The 26,292-nt window shown below is 43.3% G+C and carries 16 protein-coding genes and 2 tRNA genes; 3 read left to right on the top strand and 15 right to left on the bottom strand.

Annotated features, from left to right (window positions below):
• Window positions 1–10: 10 nt before the first annotated feature.
• The 3 genes from BDE36_RS18805 to BDE36_RS18815 form a co-directional block, all read right to left on the bottom strand.
• A complete protein-coding gene (locus BDE36_RS18805; protein ID WP_141816104.1) occupies window positions 11–3,292 on the bottom strand; it encodes a SusC/RagA family TonB-linked outer membrane protein in 3,282 nt (1,093 codons plus the stop codon).
• 374 nt (window positions 3,293–3,666) lie between these two features.
• Window positions 3,667–4,359, bottom strand: a complete 693-nt coding sequence (locus BDE36_RS18810) for a DUF3826 domain-containing protein (RefSeq protein WP_141816105.1) — start codon at window positions 4,357–4,359, stop codon at window positions 3,667–3,669.
• Window positions 4,360–4,391: 32 nt separating this feature from the next.
• A complete protein-coding gene (locus BDE36_RS18815; RefSeq protein WP_141816106.1) occupies window positions 4,392–6,011 on the bottom strand; it encodes a fucose isomerase in 1,620 nt (539 codons plus the stop codon).
• Between the two features lie 302 nt (window positions 6,012–6,313).
• On the opposite strand from BDE36_RS18815, the gene BDE36_RS18820 reads away from it, so the two are divergent.
• Window positions 6,314–7,189, top strand: a complete 876-nt coding sequence (locus tag BDE36_RS18820) for an AraC family transcriptional regulator (protein WP_128768310.1) — start codon at window positions 6,314–6,316, stop codon at window positions 7,187–7,189.
• A gap of 88 nt (window positions 7,190–7,277) precedes the next feature.
• Here the strand turns inward: BDE36_RS18820 and BDE36_RS18825 are convergent, their stop codons facing one another.
• From BDE36_RS18825 to BDE36_RS18855, 7 genes are all read right to left on the bottom strand, one after another.
• Window positions 7,278–8,213 (bottom strand): dihydrodipicolinate synthase family protein, encoded by a 936-nt coding sequence (locus tag BDE36_RS18825; protein ID WP_128768311.1) that lies wholly within the window; start codon window positions 8,211–8,213, stop codon window positions 7,278–7,280.
• A gap of 55 nt (window positions 8,214–8,268) precedes the next feature.
• The gene (locus BDE36_RS18830) at window positions 8,269–9,840 is read right to left on the bottom strand and encodes a sodium:solute symporter family protein (protein ID WP_141816107.1); all 1,572 of its coding nucleotides are present in this window, start codon (window positions 9,838–9,840) and stop codon (window positions 8,269–8,271) included.
• 443 nt (window positions 9,841–10,283) lie between these two features.
• Window positions 10,284–13,826, bottom strand: coding sequence for a malectin domain-containing carbohydrate-binding protein (locus BDE36_RS18835; protein ID WP_141816108.1), 3,543 nt, complete (start codon window positions 13,824–13,826; stop codon window positions 10,284–10,286).
• 183 nt (window positions 13,827–14,009) lie between these two features.
• Window positions 14,010–16,838 carry a glycoside hydrolase family 95 protein gene (locus BDE36_RS18840; RefSeq protein WP_141816109.1) on the bottom strand — a complete coding sequence of 943 codons (2,829 nt, stop codon included), beginning with the start codon at window positions 16,836–16,838 and terminating at the stop codon, window positions 14,010–14,012.
• A gap of 75 nt (window positions 16,839–16,913) precedes the next feature.
• Window positions 16,914–18,425, bottom strand: coding sequence for a glycoside hydrolase family 28 protein (locus BDE36_RS18845; RefSeq protein WP_244939627.1), 1,512 nt, complete (start codon window positions 18,423–18,425; stop codon window positions 16,914–16,916).
• Window positions 18,426–18,638: 213 nt separating this feature from the next.
• The gene (locus BDE36_RS18850; RefSeq protein WP_141816110.1) at window positions 18,639–20,186 is read right to left on the bottom strand and encodes an MGH1-like glycoside hydrolase domain-containing protein; all 1,548 of its coding nucleotides are present in this window, start codon (window positions 20,184–20,186) and stop codon (window positions 18,639–18,641) included.
• Between the two features lie 311 nt (window positions 20,187–20,497).
• Window positions 20,498–23,254 carry an alpha-d-galacturonidase gene (locus tag BDE36_RS18855; RefSeq protein ID WP_141816111.1) on the bottom strand — a complete coding sequence of 919 codons (2,757 nt, stop codon included), beginning with the start codon at window positions 23,252–23,254 and terminating at the stop codon, window positions 20,498–20,500.
• 208 nt (window positions 23,255–23,462) lie between these two features.
• On the opposite strand from BDE36_RS18855, the gene trxA reads away from it, so the two are divergent.
• Together trxA and BDE36_RS18865 are read left to right on the top strand one after the other, a co-directional pair.
• On the top strand, window positions 23,463–23,768 hold the full coding sequence (gene trxA, locus BDE36_RS18860) for a thioredoxin (RefSeq protein WP_128768318.1): 306 nt from the start codon (window positions 23,463–23,465) through the stop codon (window positions 23,766–23,768).
• Between the two features lie 43 nt (window positions 23,769–23,811).
• Entirely contained in the window at window positions 23,812–24,126 is a 315-nt protein-coding gene (locus BDE36_RS18865; RefSeq protein WP_128768319.1) for a hypothetical protein, read from the top strand.
• Between the two features lie 81 nt (window positions 24,127–24,207).
• On the opposite strand, the gene BDE36_RS18870 is transcribed toward BDE36_RS18865, so the two are convergent.
• From BDE36_RS18870 to lolA1, 5 genes are all read right to left on the bottom strand, one after another.
• Window positions 24,208–24,291, bottom strand: a tRNA-Leu gene (locus tag BDE36_RS18870).
• 28 nt (window positions 24,292–24,319) lie between these two features.
• Window positions 24,320–24,404 (bottom strand) — tRNA-Leu (locus BDE36_RS18875).
• 48 nt (window positions 24,405–24,452) lie between these two features.
• Entirely contained in the window at window positions 24,453–25,226 is a 774-nt protein-coding gene (locus BDE36_RS18880; protein WP_141816112.1) for an MBL fold metallo-hydrolase, read from the bottom strand.
• Window positions 25,223–25,498 carry a hypothetical protein gene (locus BDE36_RS18885; RefSeq protein ID WP_128768321.1) on the bottom strand — a complete coding sequence of 92 codons (276 nt, stop codon included), beginning with the start codon at window positions 25,496–25,498 and terminating at the stop codon, window positions 25,223–25,225. Before BDE36_RS18885 ends, BDE36_RS18880 begins: the two co-directional genes overlap by 4 nt.
• Window positions 25,499–25,506: 8 nt before the next feature.
• A complete protein-coding gene (lolA1, locus tag BDE36_RS18890) occupies window positions 25,507–26,157 on the bottom strand; it encodes an outer membrane lipoprotein periplasmic chaperone LolA1 (protein WP_141816113.1) in 651 nt (216 codons plus the stop codon).
• Window positions 26,158–26,292: the final 135 nt, after the last annotated feature.

Here is a 26,292-nt window from a genome sequence, read left to right on the forward strand (position 1 = left end):
CGGACCTTAATTAAAGTGACAGGTTAACTCCAAAGGAATATGTTTTTAATAAAGGATAAGAGTCGTAAGCACTGTCTGAATCCCTATACGTAAATGGATTGTAGAAGTTAAATGGATTAACTGCTGTAAAATACACTCTACAATTTTTCACCTTTAACTTTTCCGATATCGAATTAGGTAAAGTATAATTCAAATTAAAGTTTCTCATTCTCATTCTGAAAGAACTTACCTGCCAGAAACTCGACGCGGGAGCTAAACTCACAGCACTATAGTATGGATTTGGGTATTTTCCATCTGGATTCAATTCAGGATCATAAATATTACCCCAGTAAGCTACCGTACTTTGATAGTTTTCAGTGATCTTATCTTTCATCTTCGTTCTTCCATCCATTTCTGCATATCCACCAAAGGAACCAGAAACGACGCAATCAAAGCTAAAAGCTTTATACGAAGCCTTCAAGGTCAGTCCAAAACCATAGTGGTTTTTTTCCTTTTTTGTTAACTGCACCTGGTCATTTTCATCAATAATTCCATCCGGCCCCTCGAAAGTTCCATCTGCGTTCATTACACCCCGAACATCACGGTAATAAAGCATTCCTGGCCTCAAATCATCTTTTGTAAGATTTGCGTTAGGCAAAGAAATCTGTTTAATGTTATACTTGTTAACATAATCATCAATTTCCTGCTGATCATGAAACATTCCTAAATAGTCATATCCCCATTTACCAACGTCGTCTGATCCATTGGGTTTGTCATTCCAAGGCTTTAGAATTTCAGTATCATTAAAGTTGCTTTTCTTTACTTTATTATCAGACCAGGAGAATCGGCCTTCGATCCCATATCTAAAATCCTTGCCAACCTTGTCATTCCAACCTAATGATAACTCGTAGCCGAACATATCAACGATTGCATAGTTTTGCTCTGTCACAGATCCGCCTATTGTTAACGGAACATTTCCTGTAACTGGAATAAGGAGATCTGTTCCATGGTTATAATAGCCATCTAAACCGATAGACAAGCGGTTATTCAGTATGCTTGCGTCGATACCAAGGTTATTCTTAAACTCATCGCTCCATCTTGCATTACGATTCGGGGATACTTCCATCTTCATCCCTAATCCGGCAACATCGTTATCTGCTCCAAAAACTGCTCCTTTACCCTGCTGATAAGTATATCTTTGGTTCCATCTCCAGGCCTTTGTGTCATCTTTTCCCAAAAAGCCTATGGAATATCTGATTTTCAAGTAGTTAACAAAGGACTTGTTAAAAAACCCTTCTTCTGAGATAATCCAACCGACTGAACCGGAATAAAAGTCTCCCCAGTAATTATCAGGATGGAATCGTGTAGAAGCATCAGTTCTATACATAAATTCAGCAAGATATTTATTGGCGTAGTTATAATTCGCACGCGCTATATATGATAAAGTACCCGACTCATTTCCGGTAGTTTTTCCATCTATTGCCCCGAAAGCCGTGTTAAATTGCAGATTGCTCGTTTCGACAGGATCCTCTTTCCAGACATCTTCCTGCGCAGATTCTGCCTCAGACTTTTCAACAGTAACCAAACCGCTAACATTGTGCTTACCAAACTGGCGTTCAAAATTCAAAGCGAAGTTTAGCTGGTATGATTTTCCTGTGACATTGGAAAGGTAAATTCTGTTACCGTTTTTATACCTGGCAGAAGTACCTAATGTAGCGCCTTCATCATAGATGTGACCATTCGCACCAGCAGTAGTTACATTATACAATGTATACATGGTTCCAAGCTGTGTGCCACGTCCACTACTCAAATTGCGACCATAGTTTACTCGTGCTTTCAATCCCTTTATCCCTGGAATTTCATAATCGGCGTTAAAATTGACAGTCAACGTTTTATTATTGTCTCTCGCAAGATTGTTCAAGTCTTCAAGAGCAAAAAAGTTATAATAAGAAAGCTTATCAGAACCGGTAGCTATCCTTATAAACTGTCCATCTAGCTGCCATGGAATATAACGGGGTGCCAGGAGTAAGTTAGTGTAATCATCGTCATCCCTTTCTGAATTTACCTTATTAAATGTCTTTTGCTTCTCAGAGTAGTTTCCTGATAGTTGTAACCCTGCCTTCAATCTTTTAGACACCTGAACGTCAGCACCAGCCCGAAAATTCCATTTATCGTAATTAAGCGTGCTTATATTTCCATCCTGCTTCCAGTAAGATGCCCCCGCATAGAAGGTGGCAGTCTCAGTCCCCCCGCTTACACTCAATGAGTGGCGTGTATTGTATGAAGGCTTCCATTCTTCTTCCAGCCAGTTGTAATCGACATTTTTGAAATGTTCCAGCTCATCATCAGAAAAGAAGTATATACCGTCGCCCTTGACCTTTTCATTTCTTCCATTAGGGCCGTTCATTATATTATAGTATAGACCGTACTCATATGCGCTAAGCACTTTAGGCCTGTAGGCCTCATCATTGACAGCATATGAACCACTATATGAGATCCTAGGCGCACCCTTTTTCCCTTTTTTTGTTGTTACCAATACTACTCCATTGGCAGCCTTAGAACCATAAATAGCAGCTGAACCATCTTTTAAAACTGAAATACTTTCAACTTCGGATGGATCAAGATTACTAAAATTCGTATTATCAAGAGATCCATCTGCGGACATTTGAACTACTCCGTCAATTACAAATAAGGGAGCGGTGGTTCCTCCATCCTTAGAGTAAGCTACCTGATTCCTTATTCCTGAAATAGTTGATACCCCACCTGGCCGTGGAGAACTATTAAGAGAAACATTAACTAAACGCCCCGCCAATGCATCAGATACGTTCGAAACGGGTAGATCCTCTACTTCACTCAGCTTAATTTGTTGAACCGCAGCAGTTAAATGTACCCTTTTTTGCGTTCCATAGCCGACAACAACAACCTCATCAAGGTTATTAGCTTCTTCGGTTAGCTGAATGCTCAACGTCGACTGTCCCTTAACTACCACTTCCTTTGTATGAAACCCGATATAGGTTATCACCAGCGTTTCATTTCCTGTCGGCAAGTTAAGCCTGAATACGCCGTTAATATCCGTACTCGTTCCAGACTTTGTTCCTTTAATCTTTACTGATACCCCGACCAGCGGTTCGCCTTTACTATCCTTAACAGTACCAGTAACATTTACCCGCGCGTTGCTTACCGCTTTAGCAGATAAACCTGCCGGACTTGAAGCATATGAGACGCCTGGAATAAATCCGGATAACAATAAACCGAAACAAATCAGCCTTAGACCAATGTTTCGGTGGAATTGTGTTTGTAATTTTTTTTTCATGTTCCTTTTCGTTTATTTTTAAGTCAGACACTTACCCCCGCCTGATTTAAGGCTGCTAATTAGGGGTGACCGTTTGCAATACAGTCTTATTGATTACTCCTAATTTTAGTTTTTCTATAACATATCCTTGGTTTATTTGATCATCAACCGGTTAGCGGCGTATTTTAATGTGGTTTTACAAACGTTATATATTCTATATGAAAACTTCTCTTATCCCCCATACGTTCAAACTATTAACTAAAGAGTACTTAGGCTATTAAATGAGTTGTTGGTTAGACAAACTTTACTAACCAAAAGTAGCTATGGCGTATCTGCTTTTCCTATAGCATTTTTTCCAGCTTTTGTACTATCTTATCATTGGAACCGTATAAGGATTATGGCTTTGCAGCTTCCCTCTCTTTCAGCTTCTTTTCCCATTCAGCACGGGCCGTCTTCGTTTCTACCCCTTCAGCCGAAAGATAATTATTGATCTTTCCCTTATATTTTCCAAACCACCAATGCTTCTTTTCCGACGATCCGGCGTCAATTGCATGTTCCCTTGCTTCGGTAAGATATGCGAGTATTTTCGATTTCTGCTTTTCTGTAAGGTCGGGCAGCATTTCGAGATATCCTTTATAAGTAATAGGAAGTACATTGTATGTCATCCCGTCTTTTACTTTGTCAACCTGTTCTGCATTTAGCTCTTTTGAAAGCCGACTTATATAACGTTTGTGCAGCTTAGCTATTTGCTTTTCATCAGCAGTCTCAAGATCCTTTAGCTTCGCTTCGAATGATTGTTTATCACCTCCAGTTTTTTCTTTCAAACTGTTTACTTTTTCTTTTTTTGCTTCCTGGATGGTATTCAAGTCACGATATTGCTGCGTAATAATATCTCTAACCTTGTTTGCTTTAGCCTGATCAGCAAGATTAAGCGTAATTACTATTTTATCGGCACGTTGTGTAATCGCACGCGTGTACTCTGCCGCTTTATCCTCCTCCTTCTTCTTCTGTTCCTGTGCCTTCAAACCCACAAACAATCCTATTGTCATGATAAAGCAAAGAGACACTACTTTTACCCATTGATTCATATATTCAGATCTATGTTTTAAACTGTGATTGATTATTCGAATTTGACATCTCCGCAGAAGTGAACTTCTATTCCAAGTTCAGCAAGCGCAGCTGCTTTTATGCGGCACGCCTCATGCGCCTTTGCCTTATCAGAGGCATACACCACCTGGATATGGTTCGCCTTGTGACGTGCCATCATCTGATCGCGTGTTACCCCGTCAAGCACTGCATGCATGATCGGCCATTGCGGATTGGTTTCTTTCCATCTTCGCTGTGTTTCCTCTTCAGGCAGAAGTACGCACTCGCCGACGCCGAGATCACAATGTAATTTATTGTTCATTACAAAAACACGACTCCACACTATCGGCCCAGGCTTGCTTACCCCCTTTAGAGTTCCGCCACCAAACGGGAAAAACATAGGCGGTTGCCTGTCGCTTGCAGCTCCTTTGTACCCATTAATAAAGTGAGATGCAGGTGCAGCCCCCGATATCAGAAGTACCCAAACAAAGTCATCTATTCCATTCCCCTGGAAATGCTCTCCCCAGCGAATGTCATGCAAGGTATTGTCACCCTGCATTCCGAGTTCTTTCCACAATAGGTAGGTGATCAAACCATCTAAACCGGCACACTCATCTACTTCGTTAAAATGAGGAAGGGCACTCCCGGCATACAACACATCCCCGGACTCCGACACAACCGGAGGACGGTCAGTGTTGTTCAACAACCCTTCTGTAAGGTCGCTCGCCACTGTAAGATCTTTCAATCCCTGCTGATATTGAATACCAATGGTATCGCAACCAAAATTATCTGCAATGCGTAACGCAGCGATATACATTTTGCATTGCTCAAGGGTCTGTTCCCTTGTCAAGTCAGACTTCGGATCTTCTCCCCAGTTGAAAGTCATCCCCTTGTCCAGCATCCAGTTTAAAACGGCTTCTGCTTCTTCGGTTTTTACCTTAAGCATGGCAGCATACAAGGCGGACTGACTTAGTCTCTCTTTAAATATTCCGGTCGCATGAAGCAGATCATCAGGGACAATTGCATTGTACATCCCCATACACCCCTCATCAAAAACTCCCATGATCGACTTCTTAGCTTTAAGCTTTTTTGCAAACTCACGTCCCGCAGTCTCCTCCTTAACGGGGATCTTCACAAGATCAAAATCCTTCACATGACTCTGATCATGCCTGATCTTGCCGGTCGACAACCATTCACTCAATCTTTCTACGAAGAATGCATCATCAAAGTTTCGGCTCCATAGAGTACTATATACGACCCCTGCTTTTGTTAACGAACCGTTCAGATTTAGCATTCCCACAAGTCCCGGCCACATACCGCTCCAGTTTGCTACAGTCAGTATCGGCCCCCTATGCGTGGTAAGTCCGGCAAGTACATGATGAGAATATTGCCAAACGCTTTCTGCAACAATTATTGGTTGATCCGGATCAACGTTTCTAAACACCTCCATGCCCATCTTCTGGGAATCAATAAAGCCGTGCTTTTTAACAGCGTCATACAGATGAGCTCTACGCACTTTCCACCCTTGCTTTTCAATCGCAGCGGTAAGGGCTTGCTCCATTGCATCCTGCGTTGCCCAGCAGTCCTGATTAGCTGAAAGTCTCAAATCGCCACTTGCGACAAGTAAAACTTCTTTTATTTTTCCTTCCAACATAGTATAAAAATTTGAAAAAACAGTAATGCTGATCCAGTCGTCTTAACCAATCGACTTCGAGAATATTAGTCTTGATAACCCCTTTCGTTATCTCAATTACTTATTAGAATGACCGGATATCCTTAAGTTTATAACGCACTATCGCTCTCTAACAAAGCATAGTCATCAACACAAATATGCGTGGCTGTGTAATACTATTGTTGCAGATTGTTATCCTATTTTTATACGATCTTACCATCAACATTCCGCTCAAATTCAGTATCATTGCAGTCCGTTAGTGCAAGGCGGATAATAGATAGAGTATGAAGCCTTTATTTCATAAAGTCCCGGTTAAACTTCAAAATTCATTTAGCATAAGGCATGATGTGGCCTCTAATTTTGGAACGGTCTGGCATTATCACCCCGAACTTGAAATACAGTATGTGATTAAGGGAGAGGGGGTCCGCTTTATCGGCGATAACATCAGTAATTTCTCATCCGGAGAGCTTATCCTGCTCGGCGAGAATCTGCCACACACATGGAGATGTAATGAGACTTACTTCCAGCCTAATTCTCAACTCGAAGTTGAAGCCATAGTCATACACTTCCTTCCCGACTGCCTCGGCAAGGACCTGCTTAATCTCCCTGAAGCATATCTTATCCCGAAGCTCTTCGAAAAAGCAAAACAAGGGATGGTTATTCAGGGTAAAACACGTGAAAAGTTGAGCAAGCTTCTTTTTTCAGCCATTAATGCCACTAATCTCGACAGGATTATCGTTCTTCTTTCTATTTTGAAAACGCTCGCAGAGACGAATGAATATTCCACTATCACTACCAGTCAGCATACTTTTACCCAATCGTCAGAATCTGATAATATCCGCCTGAATAAAGTTTATAACTACACGTTGTCGCACTATAAAAAAGAGATCAGTTTAGAGGAGATCTCTTCTTTAAGCAATCTTAGTGTTACCTCATTCTGCCGGTACTTTAAGCTGATGACGAAAAAAACGTATTACGACTTCTTAATCGAGATTCGGATTAGCCACGCCTGCAGAGCGCTTATTGAGGATAAATTGCCCACAGAGGTGATTTGTTTTGAATGCGGCTTCAACAATGTTTCAAACTTCTACCGGCACTTTAAAAAAGTGACCGGAATAACGCCGCTCGATTATAAAAGAACGTATTTGAATAAGCTGTAGATGAGTTGCGGGTTCTGTGTTGTGTGTTGAAGGAAACAAAGACTATAAAAGACTCCTGCAACCTGGAACACGCAACACAGAACCTAAACTAAAACTCATACTTCAAATCCAGCTCCTGCTGCAGATGATTGTATTTTTGTAAAAGTGCCTCTATTTCCTTTGTAACAGACTGAGTAAACTCCCCCACTTTCCTCCGTGTAAAGGTAGAAATATTCAGTCCGCGCTTTTGCAGGAAGTATTTGGATACCACAGGATATACATTGTGCATGACATCCATATTGTCTATTAAAAATTGCTGAACTTTTACTACTTCCTGCTGTAGAGAAGGATCATTATAATTATCGCATAACCAAACGATCAGTTCTGGAAAGTAGTTCCCCTGGATGCAGGATAGTCCGGCTGATCCGGCCCTTAAGGAATCTACGGCATGCACCATATACGCATCATAGAGGCCAAATTCAGGGTATTTTTCTGTGGCTTTCAGCTTTTCTTTTATCTGGTTCAGATCCAGACAGGTATCTTTATGGTAAATCACCCTTCCTGTTTCAACAAATGACTGAAGCTGAGCAGCAGAAAGAACACGTTTATAAGGCACCGGACATTCATAAAAGCCGAGAGGAATTCCAGGGGTGAGATCTAGTAGCTCAAATACCCGTTCATTAAAGATATCGTCGGATTCCTGCTCCCCAGCAAGAAGACTGCTGATCATGATCACTGCCTGAATACCGGTATCATGTACCTGCTTGACAAAGTCTGCCTGCTTAGAAATCGTCCCCCCGAAGGTGCCGGTTGCAACGACAGGAACCTTCCCATTCACTGCCTTAACAACATGTTTGATTGCCTCAATGCGTTCCTTATCGCTCAGCTCGAACATCTCACTCGACAGACAGTTGGCAAACAGCCCCGCCGCCCCTGCTTCCAGATACACCTCTGTAAGCTCTGTTAAAACGTCGTAATCTATTTCTCCATTATTCTTAAAAGGCGTTAGCATTACCGGAATAAATCCCTTCTTCTTATTTTCCATTTATATATTTTAATCTATTTCTTTCTTCTTCCGGTAATGCAGGCTATATCCTCACTCAGCTTTCCACCGTAAATTCCCTTCTCTTGCGAAGCCTGGTAAGAAAAACACCTACAAGAAATATCGTCAGCGTTCCTATTACGATGATCATGTTAATATGAAGAGGATTCCTGAGATATCCATATTCGTCAGGAATACTACCAGAAAATGTCATCCATACAATCACCAGAATTCCAATGATGGTTGCCGTTAGCGCCTCGTAATTGCCGCTTTGTTTGCTGATAATCCCCAAAAGGAACAAGCCAAGCATGCCTGCTGCAAATATTCCAGACAACTGCCACCAAACGTCCAGGATACTCTTCACCCCGATCATTGCAATTCCGGTTCCCATACCCAGCAAACCAAATGCAACCGTAGCAATGTGCAAGAGCTGCATGGTTTGTTTTTCTTTGATATCTTTCTTAAAATATCGCTTATATATATCCACAGAAAAGACTGTGGCCGATGCATTCATTCCCGAGCTAATGGTACTCATTGCGGCAGAGAGGATTGCCGAAACAATCAAACCCACCAATCCGGCTGGTATTTTGGTTACCATAAAATGAGGCATTACCTTATCTCCATAGTCTGAAGGCTGCAATGTGGCAGCAACCTGTACAATCTGCTCATGACTGGCATTCAATGGCAATCTCTCGGCTGCAACCTGCTGCCGTATCCCTTCAATTAATTCGGGATGAACCTGGTAGTATGCGAACAGACAGGAGCCGATAATAAAAAACAATAGTGATGCCGGAACATATAACCATACACACAGCCACACAGACTTTGATGCTTCTGCTGCCGACGTGGCGGTATGATATCGCTGAATGTAATTCTGATCCATCCCGAAGTTGTTCAGATTTATAAAGAATCCATACAACAGGATCACCCAGAACGATGCTGTCGTAAGATCGGGGGCAAAGCTTCCTAAACTAAATTTTCCGTTCTGCTGACCTATCTCAACAATCTTCGATACTCCACCCGGCATCTCTACGATAATCAGGTAAAGGATCAGTGCGGCGCCAAGAGTCTTGATCACTCCCTGAACTACTTCTGTCCAGATAACCGCCTCTATTCCTCCTAATACAGTATAAATAATTATGCAAATACCCATTACCAGCATAATGGCCGACATGGAATATCCCGTTAATGCCTGTAAACTTAAAGCGATACCAAAAAAAATGGATCCCATTCTGGCCAGCTGCGTCAGCAAAAAACAAATTACGGCATACGTTCTCGCCCAGGCACCAAAACGGTGTTCCAGATGCGTATAGGCCGAGATCTCTCCGGTAGCACGATAAAAGGGTACAAAAAACTTCGATGCTACCCAGGCAGCAAAAGGCATGGAAATACTAAAAACGAATGAGTTCCAGTTGGCTCCAAAAGCTTTTCCGGGCACACCTAAAAAGGTGTTACTACTTAAAAACGTTGCATAAATGGACATTCCTATTGCCCATCCCGGAATTAAGCCCGATGCTTTGGTAAACTGTTCTGAATTTTTATTTTTCCTTGAAAAATAAACACCAACGAGGATCATCCCCAGAAGATAAGTTGCTATAACAGCAAGATCGAAAATTGGAAGGTTCTTCATATTAATCGTCAAATAAATCAGATTTATTTGATCCGTTCAAATTCGTTAGTTTTTACTGTTAAAGCACCGATCATTAAGTACAAAACTACTTTTGGATGTCTCACTAATCATATAGCATTTTTTCAAGCTATTGTAGGATATTAGCATTCAGTATCAAGACACAAGTATCAAGTATCAAGACGTACGACGTCAGTGTCAGGAAAGTATCAGGACACAAGTATCAAGTATCAAGACGTACGATTTAAGAAAGAATTAAGAGACAATCCCTGGAACCGCATGAAGAATCTTGATACTGATGCCGGATATTTGATACTTGCAAACTGTATCTTGATACGTGGTACCCATATCTTGATACTAATATCTTGATACTTGTATCTTGATACCTGATACTAATATCTTGATACTAACATCTTGATACTTGATACTTCTATCTTGATACTCAATCACTGCACATCAAGCCCCGAGACACTCAAACCCTCTGCGTCAACAGAAATAAGCCTAACCTTATAAGTCCCCGCATTGATCATGGAACCGGTGGATGTTGCAAAATAATTCCATTTACCTGTCTTGCTTGGCGCAAGTGCTATCATCTCTTCTTTCATTAGCGTACCATCGGCAGCGAGCAATTGTAGCTTTGCGATCAGGTCGTGAGAAAAAATGTTGGCATATTTAACGGTAAGGGAGTAAGTATCAGCCACCCCTACTGATATCGTCCATTCGAGGGTATCTCCTGATGCCTTTTTAAACGTTATTGCATCTTTTTCATTTACCGTCGTCTTAATGATGCCGGCAGTCATCGCAGCCAGCGGAGCTTTATAGCCATTTACCGGTTTCAGATCATAGGCCGGAGCTATTGTTGTTGCAGGCAGAACTGCAATGGTGTACATAGGGGCGCCCTCTTTGTTCTTTCCCAACTCAACTAACTGTCCCTTTTCCACTCTTCTACGGTATACTTTGAATCGGTGATTCTCGCTATCCGTGATGAACGACTTCGTGTCTTCATATCCGTTCATCCAGGAAAGCAGAGGCTCCTTCTCTTCCAGTCCGATAAACACATCAGCAACGGTATCAACCCTAAATACTGCAGAAGAAGCGGACGACAGTGATTTCGCGGAAGGGGTTTGAATCCATTCGGCCCCGTAAAGGTTGGAAGGCAAAGAAGAAAAAGCGGTGCCCGCATCCGTGTAGAGTTTATCTCCTGTGTTAAGCCAGGTCTGAGCCGAAAAGCCAGAGGCCTTTCCCTCCCGGACTTTCAAGTCACTGATCAGAGCAGGCGACCCCAATGCGGGCTTTACTGCTTTATCTGCCGACGCGATGGCGATGGCCGAGATTAACGCCTGACCAGAGGCTACTTTCGGGAAAGAAACAACCAACAAGCCGCCTGTTACCTTCACCCTGGCGGTTTTTTTAAGCGCTCCATCATGTCCAGCTTCTTTCCAGATATCCAGGTTTTGTATAACCGTATTGCCGTTCACGGCCACATCAAACAGGCGCCATCCGGTACAATCGAGGCCGCCGCCCGTTCCTAACCATGGCTCTGTAAAATAGAATTCCACCATGTATTCACCGTCCGGCACCGGAAACTCGTAAGTTAACTTGTCGCGTCCATAGCGAAAGCTCTGAAAGAGTGACCAGTCGGCAGTACCTTTAATCGGATCATTTGTCTTTCTCTGACTGGCGAAGAACGCCGGCATACCGGGGTAGTCTTCGGTCCACGACTTCGATCCCCATGTTTGTTTTTCAGTTCGTCTACGGTCTGCTAACCATATGTTACCATTTTCATCCCTATAGTCAGGGCCTCCGCAGTTCACCCTATAGAGGTAGTTATAACCCTTTAGAGGTGCGGTCAACGGCTTTGCGTCTTTTAAAAAGGCATCAAAGTAAGGAGCCTTTGGAAGATGATGTAAAACGATGTAATCTCTGGCAACTTCCTTTCCGCCGACATACCCAACAGCATATAATACATTGTATTTTATGTCTGCTCCATCCCACTGAAAATGAGTTCCTATGCCATTTCTTGTCCGTCTGCCTAACGACTGGTCATTCACATCGTTAAAAAGCTCTACTTCATCACAATTTGAATATACAGTAATGCTATCTTTTTTGCCTGGAGTGGTCCAGCGGTCGGGCCAGGTATGAGATACAATATAAACCATTGGTTCTTTATCCTTAGGCGCATAATTCGCTCTGAACATATAATATACGTCCAGCGGTTCCTCCCAGGGAGTTAAGAGTCCTTTGTAATTTACCGGACCAACACGATCTATCTCCCGCAAGCCTTCGCCTCCCTGAACCCTTCCGGGATTGTCATGCGATGTAAACAGCCAGAAATAATGGCCGCTTGTTTTATCCTTAACAGATTCGGCAAGCCTCACCTTCGTTTCCATTAGCTGCGTCATCCGATCCTCGCTATAAGCTCCGTTTTGATTAAAAGGGCCTTCTGTATGAAGATCCAAAGTCCGCCAGGCTCCGTATTCTCCGATTAAAACCTGTCGTTGAACATCATCCGCATAGGTGGCAGGGTTTCCGCCATAGGTCCCTGTCCAGTTCTGCGGAACATCCCAATCGGTTCCCTTTCCTCCGTTGCAGGTGGTAACTTTCCGTTGAGAGGAAGCAGTTGGATCAAGCCGACGGATCAGCTCTGTACATTCACGTGCAAAATCTTCGGGAAGAGTGCTTTCATTTTCAAGCCCCCAGAGTACTACAGAAGGACTATTCCGCCTTTCTTTCACCCAGTCGGTCAATAAGTCTTTAAAGTTTTTCCTGAATTCTGGATTATCAAACCAGATATGGGCAGCCATCTGCGGCCACCACAGGATGCCCAATTTATCCCAATATTCCTGGTATCGAAGGTTATGAGGCTGATGCGCATCGCGGAACGAGTTAAACCCGGCTGCCTTCATTTGCATTACCCGAGAGTGAACCTGCTCTGCGCTGAAGGCATGGCTCTGGCCTATTAAATGCTCGTACTCCGCTATTCCATTAATAAAGACCGGTTTACCGTTGAGGTAAAAGCGCTTATCATCGGAGCTTCTGCCCACAGGCCAGCTTATCCACCGTATACCATAGGGCGTTGAGATGCGATCTGTTATCTTTCCGTTTTCTCTGATCTCAGAAACAAGCGAATAAAGGTAAGGATCCTCAAGCGACCATAAACGGGGAGTCCGGATTTCCGGAGTTTGCTGCCTGAATGTAAAAGTCTCTCCGGCAGCAATCTTTCTCCCGGCATGGAGTTCGGCGATCAGCTTTCCCTCCTTTGTTAAAAGGCGGTTAACAATGCTCACTGATTTAGCCTCTTTACTATAGTTCTTTACTTCTGTTTCAACATGAAGTTTTGCAGATTTTTCGGAGATAGTGGTATCATTCCAGATGTGAACGCCAAAAGGTTCAATTCTCACGGGATTGGTAATCAGAAGATGTACTGGCCGGAATATACCCATTGGCTGCGACCCTTCCGAAAAACCTCGCTCCTCCGAACAGCCGCCGCACACCCAGGGAAGATCCCGTATCTGCGCAGGATGATCTGCCTTAACAGCGAGAACGTTTACAGAGTTATCTTTATGAATAGTTTCAGTTACGTCGAGAGTAAAGGATGTTCTTCCCCCTGCATGCGATCCTACTTTCTTACCGTTTAACCACACAGTTGCGTAAGACCCAACACCTTCGAACCAGAGAAAATATCTCTGCCCCTCACCTTTGGATTTAACGCGGAAGGATTTACGATACCATGCGTATCCATGGCGGTTTCCATGCATGAGTCGCCTGTATCCGCCGTATTCATCCCAGTTATGAGGGACATCTACCCTCTTCCACCCTTTGTCATTGAATACCGTTCTTTCAAAGCCGGCATAAGCGTCTTTGCTGGTATCATTAGCCGCTGTCAGCCAGTTATCGCTGAGGGAAATGGATTTACGTCTCTCCTTCTGCGCCGACGCAGACCGTACTATAACGTTTACAAAAAGAAAAACAAGAATGAGATGTCTCATATTGTGCTAGCTTTTTAACTCTGTAAATCACATCAGGAAGTTATTGAAAAGGTGCATTCAACTAATCCTGAAGCAGAGAGTATATCTTAACAACTGATTAAAACGACAAGGCTTGAGCAAGTCTGCTGCAAGCAGACCTGCCAGCCGTGTCTATTACTAACCAATTAACCAAATTGCAACATTTTAAAATTTAACTAAGGCTCCATTCAACCTGTACTTTCCGCCCTTTGTTGTTTTAAAGTTCACATTCTTGTCACCGTAGCGCACACTGCAGTCATTGCCCGCCTTTGAGATTATCTCAGCGTACTGCAGTCGTCCCGACTTCCAGGAAAAGTTCAATTCAAAACCACCCCTGGCGCAAATACCCTTAATCTCACCATCCGGCAGCGCCGAAGGCAAGGCAGGAAGAAGATCAATTACACCATTCTGGCTCTGAAGCAGCATTTCCGCTATACCAGCCGCTCCTCCGAAGTTTCCGTCGATCTGAAATGGTGGATGAGCATCAAAGAGGTTCGTATAAGATCCGGCTCCTCCCTTTTCTGCCGGACTGATCAGCATTTTAACCAGATTAAAAGCATGATCGCCTTCCCTGAACCTCGACCATAAGTTTATCTTCCAGCCGAGGCTCCATCCCGTCGCGGCATCGCCTCTGTATATCAGAGATTGCCTTGCCGCTTTCATTAAAACGGAAGATGTTTCCCAGTTTATTTCGTTTCCCGGATAGACAGCCCATAAATGGGATACGTGCCGGTGTTTGTTTGTAGTATCATCTTCGTCCTCCAGCCATTCCTGTAACTGTCCGTATTTCCCAACCTGATTAGGCGCTATATCTTTATATTTTCGCTGAAGAGTATCAGCGAATGATTTGTCAGTCTGCAGAATAGACGCAGCCTCTATGCAGTTTTTAAACAGGTCCCGAATGATCTGATGATCCATAGCCGGTCCTGCTACCAGTCCCCCCTGCTCGGGCGAGTTTGATGGGGTGCTGATCAACCATCCCGTTTTAGGGTCCCTGATCAAAAATGTATTAAAGAATAAAGCAGCGTCTCTCATTACAGGATAAGCCCGGTTTTTAAGGAATTCTTTATCCTGCGTAAACACATAATGTTCCCAGAGATGATGGCATAACCAGGCGGCGCCGCTTACCCAGATCCCGTGGTTAGAGGCGTTAATCGGTGCTGTACCCCTCCATAGATCGGTATTGTGGTGCAATACCCAGCCCGGGGCATTGTAATGCATCCTGGCTGTCGTCGAACCGGTTTCCCGTAGTTCATCAATCATATCGAATAACGGTCCGGCCATAGGCGACAGATTCAGGATCTCCGACGGCCAGTAATTCATTTCCAAATTGATGTTAGTTGTATACTTACTTCCCCACGGAGGGGTTAAAAGGTCATTCCATATCCCTTGCAAATTAGCAGGCCGCGTACCAGGTCGTGAGCTTGAGATCAGCAAATATCTGCCATACTGAATATAAAGAGCGGCGAAAGCTGGGTCGGCTGAAGAAGCAAACTCTTCAAGCCTTTTGTCCGTCGACACATCAGTCTTAAGATCAGGTCCGAAGCCTACAGAGAAGGTGTTAAAATATTTCTGATATTCCTTTATATGGGCGTCTTTTATACTTTCATAGTCCTTTGCTGCAACAGAAGTCAAAGCGTTTTTACAAACAGCGGCAGGATCGCCTGATACATCGTTGTACCGCCTGTAATTAGTTCCGGCGCTAAGGTATAAGGTCACTTGATCAGCCCCGCTTACATTCACTTTGTCTCCGGTTACCGACACCTTCCCTTTAAGCGACACTACCCGCAAATAACTTTCGCCTCTCAAAGCGCCATTCCTCACTTTCAATGAAAGGGCCAGGGTGTGGTCGTCAATTTTCTGCACAGCCGAATTTTTATGGGGACTGCTCAGAGCTGCCTCAAAGCTAACACTCCGCGGCTTGTCGGCTTTTATATGAATTACGATAACCTGGTTGGGCTGACTCGCAAAATACTCCCGTGTAAAGGTTGTTCCATTAATTTTATAGGTCGTACGTGCAACAGCGTTCTGCAAATCAAGTTCACGCTTGTAGTTTTCGGTTTTCTCATGCCCCTGAAAAGCAAGGACTACATCACCAAATGGCTGGTAATCTGCCTGAAACCTTGGTACAGCAGGAGGTTCATCATTCTGAACCAGATATTTCCAGTTTCCATTCAATGGAATTCCAGTACTCTCAGCTTCACCTTCAGGATAAACCAACAGCTTGCGTGATACATCTTTATATCCAACTAACCCACCCTTGTCGTAGTAATTGAGAACCTGAACCGCGATATAGTTTTTTCCTTTTCTTACGTTACTTGCTTTAATCGTGTACTTCCGTCCTGCCCCCGCATCGTCCATACTTCCAATCAGTTCACCATTAACATATGTAAAGTCCTGGTCGCGGATCTTGCCAAGATCGATAATCAGATTTCGCCCGGTCCATTTTTCCGGCAACTCAAACGTTGTCCTTAACCATACAGCCCCATCCAATCCCTGCCATCCTGCCGCTTCCCATCCTTCGGATACTGGCACGGGCATATCTTTCCACTTGCTGTCATCATAACTGATGGTTGCCGGATTGGCTGAAAGGCCCTTCATGGCACGCATTTCCCTGAACCAGGCTTCCTTGTTCCCCTCACCCGACATTGTTCCCATAAACTTTTCAGCTGCCAGCTTCTCGGCTTCATCCTGCTTCCCTTCAAAAAGAAGTTGCCGTATTTTCGGCAGGTAAGCCGAGGCCCCTTCCCTGCTGTAAGTTCTTGGCTCTCCGGTCCAGAGTGTTTCCTCGTTAAACTGGATCCTGTCCTGCGCCGGACCAGCAAAGATCATCGCACCAAGTCTGCCGTTACCAATAGGCAATGCATCCGTCCATTTAACAGCTGGTTTATTATACCATAGCTTTAAATGCTGCCCATTAAGGGAAGCCGACAGCATCAATGCGGCCACAAGCAACTGGAATTTCCGGAAACCGGATAAATGAAGTACTGGCATGGTTATTATTTTTTGCTTTCAGAATCAGCTATAAACTTTGACTTTCAACTTTTGACTTTCAACTTTTAACTTTACTCAAAACGCAGTCACTTTTTCCTTTACCGATATATCCTGAATTACAGGTGTTTTCACGTTTCTCAGATTATTATTTTTCAAAACGATTCCCTTCGTCTGTTCTCCACTAAGCTTCAGAAATATCTCTGTTCCTGATACAGGAAATGAATTATAAAAAAAGGCATCTTCTGTATTGGTTAAGTCAGCGATAGCAACACCAGGAAGAGGAGTAAAGGACTTTAAACCATCCACAACTAGGGTCTTTACATTTTCTGACTTCAAAGCCGGACCCTTTTTTGTATTAATATGAAGATTATGCATCTCTATGTTTGCAGCGTTCTTTATCTGAAATCCTGTTTCTGCATCCATGTTCATATCGTTGAAAGAAATGTTCTCTACAGGCATTTCCTCCAGTCCGTTTATATAACAGGCTTGTTTAACTCCAGACGCAGTGATATTGCTTAAATGAATATTCCTGAGCCTGGGGGTTCTTTCTGAAACAAGCTCAGGTTGTGTTTTAGCATACTGCATGTCGAGCACAATCGCCTGTTCCTTTATGTTCTTCATGATAATATTATCCACCCTGATCTCTTCCACTACCCCACCTCTGCCTCTGGCTGTTTTAATCCGTATACCCCTGTCGGTTCCATCGAAAACACAATTGGATATCGTGATCTTCTTCACATCTCCCGACATTTCACTTCCTATTACCACCCCTCCATGGCCCGACAACATCGTACAATTGGTGATGGTATAATTCTCTGCCGGCATAGCCATTGCTCTCCCCGGTTTATCTTTTCCCGATTTGATGGTAATGCAATCGTCACCTACGCTGATATGGCAATTCGATATATGAACATACTTGCACGATTCAGGATTAATGCCGTCCGTGTTAGGAGAGTGCGGGTTATTTATCGTCACTCCGGTTATCGTTACGTTTTCGCAAAACTCCGGATTTACCGTCCAGAAAGGCGAGTTTATAATGGTTATTCCTTCGATCAGCACATTCTTACAATACATCGGCTGAATGAAAGGGGGGCGGAGGAAGCCTCGTTTCATTTGTTTTGGATCGTCAGGAAGAAGGATGGTCTTGTTCAGATCATCGAACATATACTGCCATTTTGATCTTGGCTGCCCTTCCTTGTACCCTTCTACAAAGTCCCACCACTTCTTTCCGTGACCATTAATTAATCCTCTGCCTTTAATGGTTATATTTTCCGCTTTATACGCATAAAACAAAGGAGAAAAACTGGTAACATCGACTCCTTCGTAGCGACTCTTCACCATTGGAAGGTAGTGATCAAAGTTATCGCTGAAATGAAGTTCCGCTCCGGCTTCAATAAAAATAGTGATGTTGCTTTTAAGATGAATTGGCCCGGTCAGATATTTCCCCGCCGGAAAATAAACAGTGCCCCCTCCGGCTTGCGCAGCCGCATCTATAGCCTTCTTCACAGCATCCGTAACCAGCTTGCTGCTGTCGTTTTTTGCCCCGTACTTCAATACATTATAATATTGCTGAGCCGAAGCAGTCATTGTAAAAAACAACAATAACAAACACCAAATTAGCTGTTGGCTATTGGCCATCAGCAATTGGCTGGCTGGCTTTCGGCTATCAGCTATCAGCAATCGGCTTTTATATTTACGTATAGTTTTAGTATGCATAATCCTTATTTCTATTTCTCGTTACTTTGCATCCAGTCTTGATACCTGATACTTGCTACCTGATACTATCTCACAACCCACATCCTACAACTTCCCCCTCACCGCCTTCAGCTTTGCAGAGCTAATCACTTCCTTCCCATCGGCAAAAACCCTCAGGCCTTTTCCTTTTCCGTATTTCTTTCCTGTCTTATCCCAGAGAATGGTAAGTTTCTTCCCATGATATAATACGTTATCAAGGCAGAACCAGTCCCATTGCCCTTCAGGGATCAGAGGATGCAGCTCGAGAATATTATCTGGTCTCGGCTTTAATCCCACGAGGTCGCTGATAACAAGGTCACAAAATCCTGAATGGTTATAAAAGCGGCTTCTCGGGTTATCCCCTTTAAGCCAGTTTCCATTCTTTTCATCCTGGTATTCGCCGATATACGTTCTGCCGTTCATAACGTGCGACATGGCATATTTATGAAGTTCATCATAAAATACCTTAGCGGTCATCTTGCCCTGTTTCGAATAATTACTTAACAGGTTCGACAAGCCCTTTAATGTTTGAGTAGTAGCAAATGGCCATACGGCGCCATCCCACTCACAACCATGGCCAGATCCCCTGGTCCTGAATGTTGGTTCACGACGTTCGGCAGTAGTCAGTCCCCATGGCGCATTAAAGCCTGCAGTGTCTATGATCTGATCCCATGCCCGTGCATACACAGATTTGTCGGCAGGAAGGTTAAAGTACCATGGTATAAAACCTATAGCTTCTCTTGGTGCAAGATTACCGTCTTCCTTCAGCGCAAGGAAGAAAGAAGCGCTATCGCTCCAGAGGCTGTCGACGATCATTGTATTCAGCATCGCGGCCTTCCGCTCATACACAATCTTAAGGCTGTCATTATTCGTCATCGAAGCCATTTTAGCAAGAGCTACGGCATTGCCATACATATAGCTATTAATAGATGGTCTGCGGTTCTTCACTTTCCTGCCGCCGCTTACCGACTCTTCCATGCCATCTTTTACATCATATTGCCAAAACATGCCTGAGGGTAACTGTTTTTCCGACTCCCACTTCCGGTAATCAGCATCCAGTTCGGGAACCAAACCAGTTATGAACTTTTTATCCTGATTAACAAGATAACGGTTGTAGATAGCATCGTCCACCCAGCTGCTGAAGGCATGGAACCGCGGTGCAGGGAATGTTTTATCTTTTAATACCCAAAAGTTGATATACTGATCAATATACTGCTGATTATGTAACCAACGGCCTTCGTATATATGATGGCCAAGCGCACAACTTATCGCATTAAACTTTCCGGCATGCTTTACCGGAGTAATGAACTCAGTAAAAATAAACCCTGCGGGGGTTTCCTTCAGATGCTTCCGGAACGTCCACCACCTGTAATAGTAAATTTTTTCTATTGCTGAATCGGGACACTCAAAAAGCGGAGCGTTTGCTGCAATCCAGCTGGCTGCCTGTGCATTGGGAATAAAGTTTTTTACGTCCTCGCTATCCAGAGAGTTAAAATACCTGGTATACCTTTCCAGTAAACCAGTTCCAACCACACTACTTTTCTTCTGCCCATAAACACTCGCTCCTGTAATCACCAGAGCAACGAATCCTAAAAGTTTAAATGTCTTTATCATCTTATTTTGGCAATTGGTTTTTGGCAATTGGCTTCATTCATAATTCATAGTAATTTAGCTATTAGCAATCGGACATCAGATATCAGCTTTTTGCTTTCCGCTTTGAGCTTTATCAGGCTATCAGCAATCGGCCATCAGCTTTCTGCTTTCCGCCTTAAGCTTTCTGCTTTATTCATAATTCATAACCCATAACTCGCAATTACTTACCGCTTTCTCCCGATACTTGTGTCTTGATACCTGATACTATTCTATTTCTCGTTACTTTGCATCCAGTCTTGATACTTGCTACTTGATACTATCTCTCGCAACCCCTACTCAAACAACCAGTCTATATCTCTTTTGCTTTCCGGCACTCCAATTCCCGCATCATATAATCTTATACGTTCATTATCATCTATAAAGCCTAAAATCACACAAGTTCCTTTCGCAAGCGTAAGCGTATGTGTTCCCGGCTTGAAGGAATAACTGTGAATGTTAAGAGGCGCCATTCCATCTAAAGCAAGTGCATTAGCGATCTTTATCTCAGACTGACCATACTCGTTTGCTGTAGCGTCATGTTCAAGATCAGGAGGTGGCAGAAAACCCGGAGCTTTACTATTGAAAAAGCCAACCAGAAGCTTAACAGCCTTACCCGTTGTAAACTTAATTGCAGTGCCCTTTGATTTTTGCAAAGACCTGTTTATTTTAATACCCCGGAGTCCAGCGAGTTCTTTTGCAAAACCGGTAATTTTGGCTGTGGTATCCCGAAACACCTGTTCACCTGTATTAATGGTAAAGTAGCCTTCGGTATCAGACAGCACCTTCACATCGGCGTTTTTAAAAGGATGTATCATTTTGCCCTTTCCCGCCGATTTATCCGATTTCAGAGAATCTATACTTCTTTTAAAATGTATAAGCTCCTCCTCAAACCGTGGCAGCACTTCAACCCATGTCTTATAAGTAGCATCCACCCCCCTTACCGGTATTTTCCGCTGGCTGGTTTGCATGCTGTTTGCATATAAATAGGTATCTTTTGTTAATTCTGTCAGCTTTCTATAGTGCTTCACACTATTTTCGAGAAAAGGAAGAGCTTTTTCAAGATCTGCAACATCGTTAGAATACTTATATTTTAACACCAGCAAGGCAGCGCGTACTTTTTCTGCATAAAAACCAGCTAGCTCGTTATAGCAGTGCACATCATTCCTTAGTCTGGTAAATTCGTCGTTATCTTTTGAAACGGCAGTTGCTGCTTTGTCGATCGCTTCTACGGCTTTTCGTCCATGCTCCGTTACTTCAGCCGCAACCTGAACGGGTGTTTCACCAATATGCTTTTGGCCCTTCCATTCCTTCTCCGCATACTCTATGATCATCTCGCCCTCAGGAGCTTCCGATTCATACATCAGCGTAAACAAGCCATAACGGAAGGGATTGATCAGCTGCGTCATAAACATTCCCAACGTTAAGGTCTGTCGATTTCCGTCGGTTATTCCATACCGTCTTAAAAGTTTGGGAGCGATCTCGCCCGTCTGCTCATAGGCTTCCAGGATGTCCTTCCCTTTATTCAGATCTGTCCCGTACTTCGTGGAAAGTAAACCCGACCAGTAATTTATTTCATCAGCTCTGTCCCGACGACAATTCCAGGCATAACGGGCCCATGTTTTATACCATATCCAGTCGCGGTCGGTTTGCAGTAAGCGCCCCTTTACATTATCTGCAGCATAAGGCCAGTCCCAATAAGATGCCTGCGGATAAAGATGCAGACCGTTGGCTTCATAAACATCATGCATTGCCTGAACGGACTTTTGAATGAAGTCGGCTGAGCCATAACGGAAGGGCTCCAGATTTGCGAGGATATGCACATTCTCGATATGTACCGTACCAATCCTGCTCAAACTGCGGTGCAGGTCGGCCCATTTGCCCCTTGGAGTATATGTGGTTAATGCCTCGCCATTATACTTCGCCATGGTATAAAGATTTTTATAGAGAGGCAAGGCTGCTTTCATCACCCGCGGCGCATCAGTATCATGAACTCTCAGTACGATTGGGGGTTCTTTACTTAGCCCGAGAGACTTCATACCATCCTGAACACCGGGAATAATCGTTTTTGTAAACCAATCTACATCATCCTGCCCCACGCCCTCCATAGCCTCGCCGAGTGTAATGAGCAGGCCTACGTTAGGATACTTTTCTACGAAAGCAGCAATAGATTTACGGGTGTAATCAGCTATAACTGGCAAGATCGGACGGTTCCTGTCCTGCGTCTTTATCTGATGCTTCTCGGCGAAAGGTTTCGATACGATAATATTATAGAACATTTGGATTACCCATATACCCCTTTTGTCTGCCTCTTCTGTAAGAAAGCGGAACATTTCCTCGTTCTTTCTGAACGTTGCGTCGTCTACTTCAACAGCATAGGGATATTCCTTTAGCTTCACCAGGGAGGCGAAAGGATGACCATTCCAGAGATATAAAGAGTTATACCTGTTCTCAACCATCATGTCCAGATATTTTACCCAGAGCGCCTTGTCATAGAACCAGGGGAAAGATTCAGGAGTATAAGGATACTCATAAACACCCCTTCCCGGAAGTAACGCCGGTTTCTGAACACCTATACAGGTACCCCGCAAAACCATCTCCGGTTTGTCGGTGAGGGATATATTTTCCGGAATTTTGCCCGAGGAAGCAATGCGTTCGGCTAATTCCATACAGCCATACAAGGCTCCGGAATCATCAAACCCATTGATAACAAGTCGATTCTTACTGAAAGAAGATATTGCAAACCCCTCTTTCCCAGTTGCTTTAACAGCGAGTCGCATGTTCTGAACTAATGCATCCGAAGATCTGCCAACGGCTATTACTACGCCATTCCCAGAAATCTTATCCTGTCTCAATACGGAAACTGTATAACCTACTCCTTTCAATACTCCTGAAAGTTTCTCTGCACCGAATTTCATCCTGGCACTTGCTGCAGAAGGAATTACCACAGTAACTTTTTGTGCCTTTTCTGCAGCATTTGCAGAAAACATCTCTCCTGTAGCAAGAAAAACAACAATAAAAAATGTAAGAAATAAACGTATGGAGCCCTTCATTTAATTAATCCTTCTGGTTTGTGTGCGTTATTACTTAAGCTGCTATTCGGTTAGTATTAGCAGTATTCAAAAGTAGTACAAGAAACAAAAGTATTTCTGTACCATTTTCACAACATATTGTATAATCTTATCAGAGGTCAAAGAGCGGGGGGACAAATATTTAAAACTGCATATCCACCATCCTTGTTTATTACAAAAACAACTGATCATGAACACAACATCCCGCTTCTCAGATATTATTGGTTCTGAAAAACCTACATTGGTTGACTTTTCGGCAGAATGGTGCGGCCCTTGTAAAGCGATGGCCCCAATCCTCACCGAGCTGAAAGAACAGATGAAAGACCGTCTTACAATCCTTAAAATAGATGTCGACAAGAACCCTTCAGCAGCCAATGCATACGCTATACAGGGAGTACCTACATTAATTCTTTTCAAAAAAGGAGAAATAAAATGGCGGCAGTCAGGAGTTGTAAGCAGTAACCAATTGCAGCAGGTTATAAATATCTATTCCTGAAAACATTTTTCCATATACATCTATTATCTTGTAATACTAAAATATGGATCAATCTGTTTTCCTTTTGGTACAAGACTCACATAATGCCTGCAGAGAAGTCATCAGGCATCGCGATGGAGATTTACGTATAAAAGTATATTGCCTCGGGCAGGACGGATTTGAACCCGACCCGGATGAGCTGCAGTTTTACGGAAATGACAATGGAAATCTACTTGCTTTTGAAACATCGGGCTACGACGGATCAGACCCTCTTTTAGTGATTGAAGCAATCCGATGGTATGCCGACTATATTGATAACCCCCGCATGGAGATACTCGCGGAAGATCCCCGCATTTCTGACGCCGATACAATCTATTAAGTAACGATTTGGGATATAAATACAGAAAGGCCGCTCTTTTACAGAACGGCCTTGTAAGGGATTCCTTTTATTCTTTTGCCGTGCCCGAGACGAGATTCGAACTCGTACACCCAAACGGGCGCCACCCCCTCAAAGTGGTGCGTCTACCAATTTCGCCACCCGGGCATTGCATATTTAAGAACTGTTCCTTTGATGGTGACCGGAGAGAGACTCGAACTCTCAAGGGAATTCCCAACGGCTTCTGAGACCGCAACGTTTACCAATTTCGCCATCCGGCCATAAAGGACTGCAAATATATGATCTTGATCCGAAAGTTCAAATGAAATTTAGAGATTATGAGAAAGCTCAAGAGTTAAGCCATCATAAGCAAGTTCGATTCCCTCGGGCAATTCCCTGTTCACATCCTGATGCCTCCCCATATTGTGACTGATATGAGTGAAGAACGTTTTCTCTGCCTTTATTTCCTGTGCAAAGCTTATAGCCTCATCCAGTGTAAAATGTGAAATATGGCTAGCCCTCTGAAGCGCATTAATCACCAGTACTTTCGTACCTTTTATCTTTTCCATTTCCTTAGGCGCAACCGATTTTGCGTCGGTGACATAAGTAAATTCCCCTATTCTAAAACCCAACACAGGTAGTCTGTAATGCATTACTTCAATCGGCAGAATGTCGGCTCCCGCAATAGAAAAAACACTTTCACCAATATCATGAAGGTTAATGAGCGGAACACCAGGATATTTCTTTTCTGAAAAAGCATAATAAAACTCGCGTTTAAGGGCCTCTTGCACCCGGGGACGGGCGTATACATCCATCGCCCGCTGCTGCCGGTAATTAAATGCTCTCACATCATCCAAGCCAGCTATGTGATCTTTATGTTCATGTGTAAGCAATATCGCGTCGAGCGACTTCACTTTCGCCCGGAGCATCTGAAATCTGAAGTCTGGCCCCGTGTCGACCACAATAGTCTTTTGATTAATCTGCAACATAACAGAGGTTCTCAACCGCTTGTCGCGGGGATCCTCAGACGTACACACAGAGCAATCGCAACCAATAACGGGGACCCCCTGCGATGTTCCTGTTCCTAAAAAAGTAATAATCACAATTGCAGAGATGTTTGTTTTAAATGATACAAAAATTGCTTCTGTTTTTCGTCAAGCAGGTTTTCACTTATGGGTATCTGCTGTAACAACTCTGCTAATGAGTTTATTTTACTCTCAAGAGAAGAAAACTTATTGACTACCACCACTTTGCTGTTTTCCAGCAGACAGGCGGCAGTTTTAAAGTTCCCCTTTTCATAACGTACCTTATAGTCCAGCGCTTTCAGTAATAGCTCCAGCTTATCAAGTGTATACTGGGTGTATGAGAGTGGCATAACATAAATTATCTAAGATCAACAACCTCTACCCCCGGATGTTTTCGGGGATCAAACGTAAAGATAGTCTCCGGAACCTTTACATTAGGGGTAAAAGTTTTGATAGTATATGTATAATGACTTCCGTTTTTATCAAAGATCAAAGCTTTACTTATCCTCTTCGTCTGTTTATCGATAGTAAGTCTCACCTTGAAAAATGACTGCTTGCTGTCCAGCGGACTCAGGTCAATAACATGATAGACCTTCGAACTTTGCTTTACATCTCCGGTGTAAAGATATTTAAATCCTTTCTCATAAATGGTAAATATCTTTGCAGGATTGAGCGCTTTGCTGCTATTATCTACGTCGCTTAACTGAACTTCTTTGTCGCTTTTCAAATAAGTCCACTGACTCTTACCGTCACTGATCAGCTCCTGATCTTTCATCGTAACATGATACTTATTTGCTTTGGGCCGCGTATACAATGTCCCGGGGACGGTTTGGTTAATATTTGCCTGAGGATTATTGATTGTATAAGTAAAATCCGTCTTTATTATATTGTAGGAAGAATATTTCTTGCTCACTTCAGCGAGAATTGCCTTGGCTTTTGTATCGGTTTGTGCCAGTCCTGTTATCACACATCCTGTTATTAAAAAGGCACTTATAATAAATTTTCTCATTGGTATTTATTTGTTGTTATATCTACACCAGCTTTCGTTACAAATTATCGCGCGTTCAAGCCCTTCTCTTTGTCTCTTTATTAAAGAGACAGCAATTATGCTAATTGGTTTAACATTAATCAAAAGTGAGCCGAA

Origin of the sequence: Arcticibacter tournemirensis (assembly GCF_006716645.1) — a bacterium.
Lineage (GTDB): Bacteria > Bacteroidota > Bacteroidia > Sphingobacteriales > Sphingobacteriaceae > Arcticibacter > Arcticibacter tournemirensis.

Bases quoted from the DNA above. Each gene is read 5' to 3' on its own strand.
- BDE36_RS18840 (WP_141816109.1), bottom strand. From the start codon at position 16,838: ATGCCAGTACTTCATTTATCCGGTTTCCGGAAATTCCAGTTGCTTGTG.
- BDE36_RS18855 (WP_141816111.1), bottom strand. From the start codon at position 23,254: ATGAAGGGCTCCATACGTTTATTTCTTACATTTTTTATTGTTGTTTTT.
- trxA (WP_128768318.1), top strand. From the start codon at position 23,463: ATGAACACAACATCCCGCTTCTCAGATATTATTGGTTCTGAAAAACCT.
- BDE36_RS18850 (WP_141816110.1), bottom strand. From the start codon at position 20,186: ATGATAAAGACATTTAAACTTTTAGGATTCGTTGCTCTGGTGATTACA.
- BDE36_RS18830 (WP_141816107.1), bottom strand. From the start codon at position 9,840: ATGAAGAACCTTCCAATTTTCGATCTTGCTGTTATAGCAACTTATCTT.
- BDE36_RS18865 (WP_128768319.1), top strand. From the start codon at position 23,812: ATGGATCAATCTGTTTTCCTTTTGGTACAAGACTCACATAATGCCTGC.
- BDE36_RS18820 (WP_128768310.1), top strand. From the start codon at position 6,314: ATGAAGCCTTTATTTCATAAAGTCCCGGTTAAACTTCAAAATTCATTT.
- BDE36_RS18810 (WP_141816105.1), bottom strand. From the start codon at position 4,359: ATGAATCAATGGGTAAAAGTAGTGTCTCTTTGCTTTATCATGACAATA.
- BDE36_RS18845 (WP_244939627.1), bottom strand. From the start codon at position 18,425: ATGACTGCTTCGGCTCAGCAATATTATAATGTATTGAAGTACGGGGCA.
- BDE36_RS18805 (WP_141816104.1), bottom strand. From the start codon at position 3,292: ATGAAAAAAAAATTACAAACACAATTCCACCGAAACATTGGTCTAAGG.
- BDE36_RS18825 (WP_128768311.1), bottom strand. From the start codon at position 8,213: ATGGAAAATAAGAAGAAGGGATTTATTCCGGTAATGCTAACGCCTTTT.
- BDE36_RS18835 (WP_141816108.1), bottom strand. From the start codon at position 13,826: ATGAGACATCTCATTCTTGTTTTTCTTTTTGTAAACGTTATAGTACGG.
- BDE36_RS18815 (WP_141816106.1), bottom strand. From the start codon at position 6,011: ATGTTGGAAGGAAAAATAAAAGAAGTTTTACTTGTCGCAAGTGGCGAT.
- BDE36_RS18885 (WP_128768321.1), bottom strand. From the start codon at position 25,498: ATGCCACTCTCATACACCCAGTATACACTTGATAAGCTGGAGCTATTA.
- lolA1 (WP_141816113.1), bottom strand. From the start codon at position 26,157: ATGAGAAAATTTATTATAAGTGCCTTTTTAATAACAGGATGTGTGATA.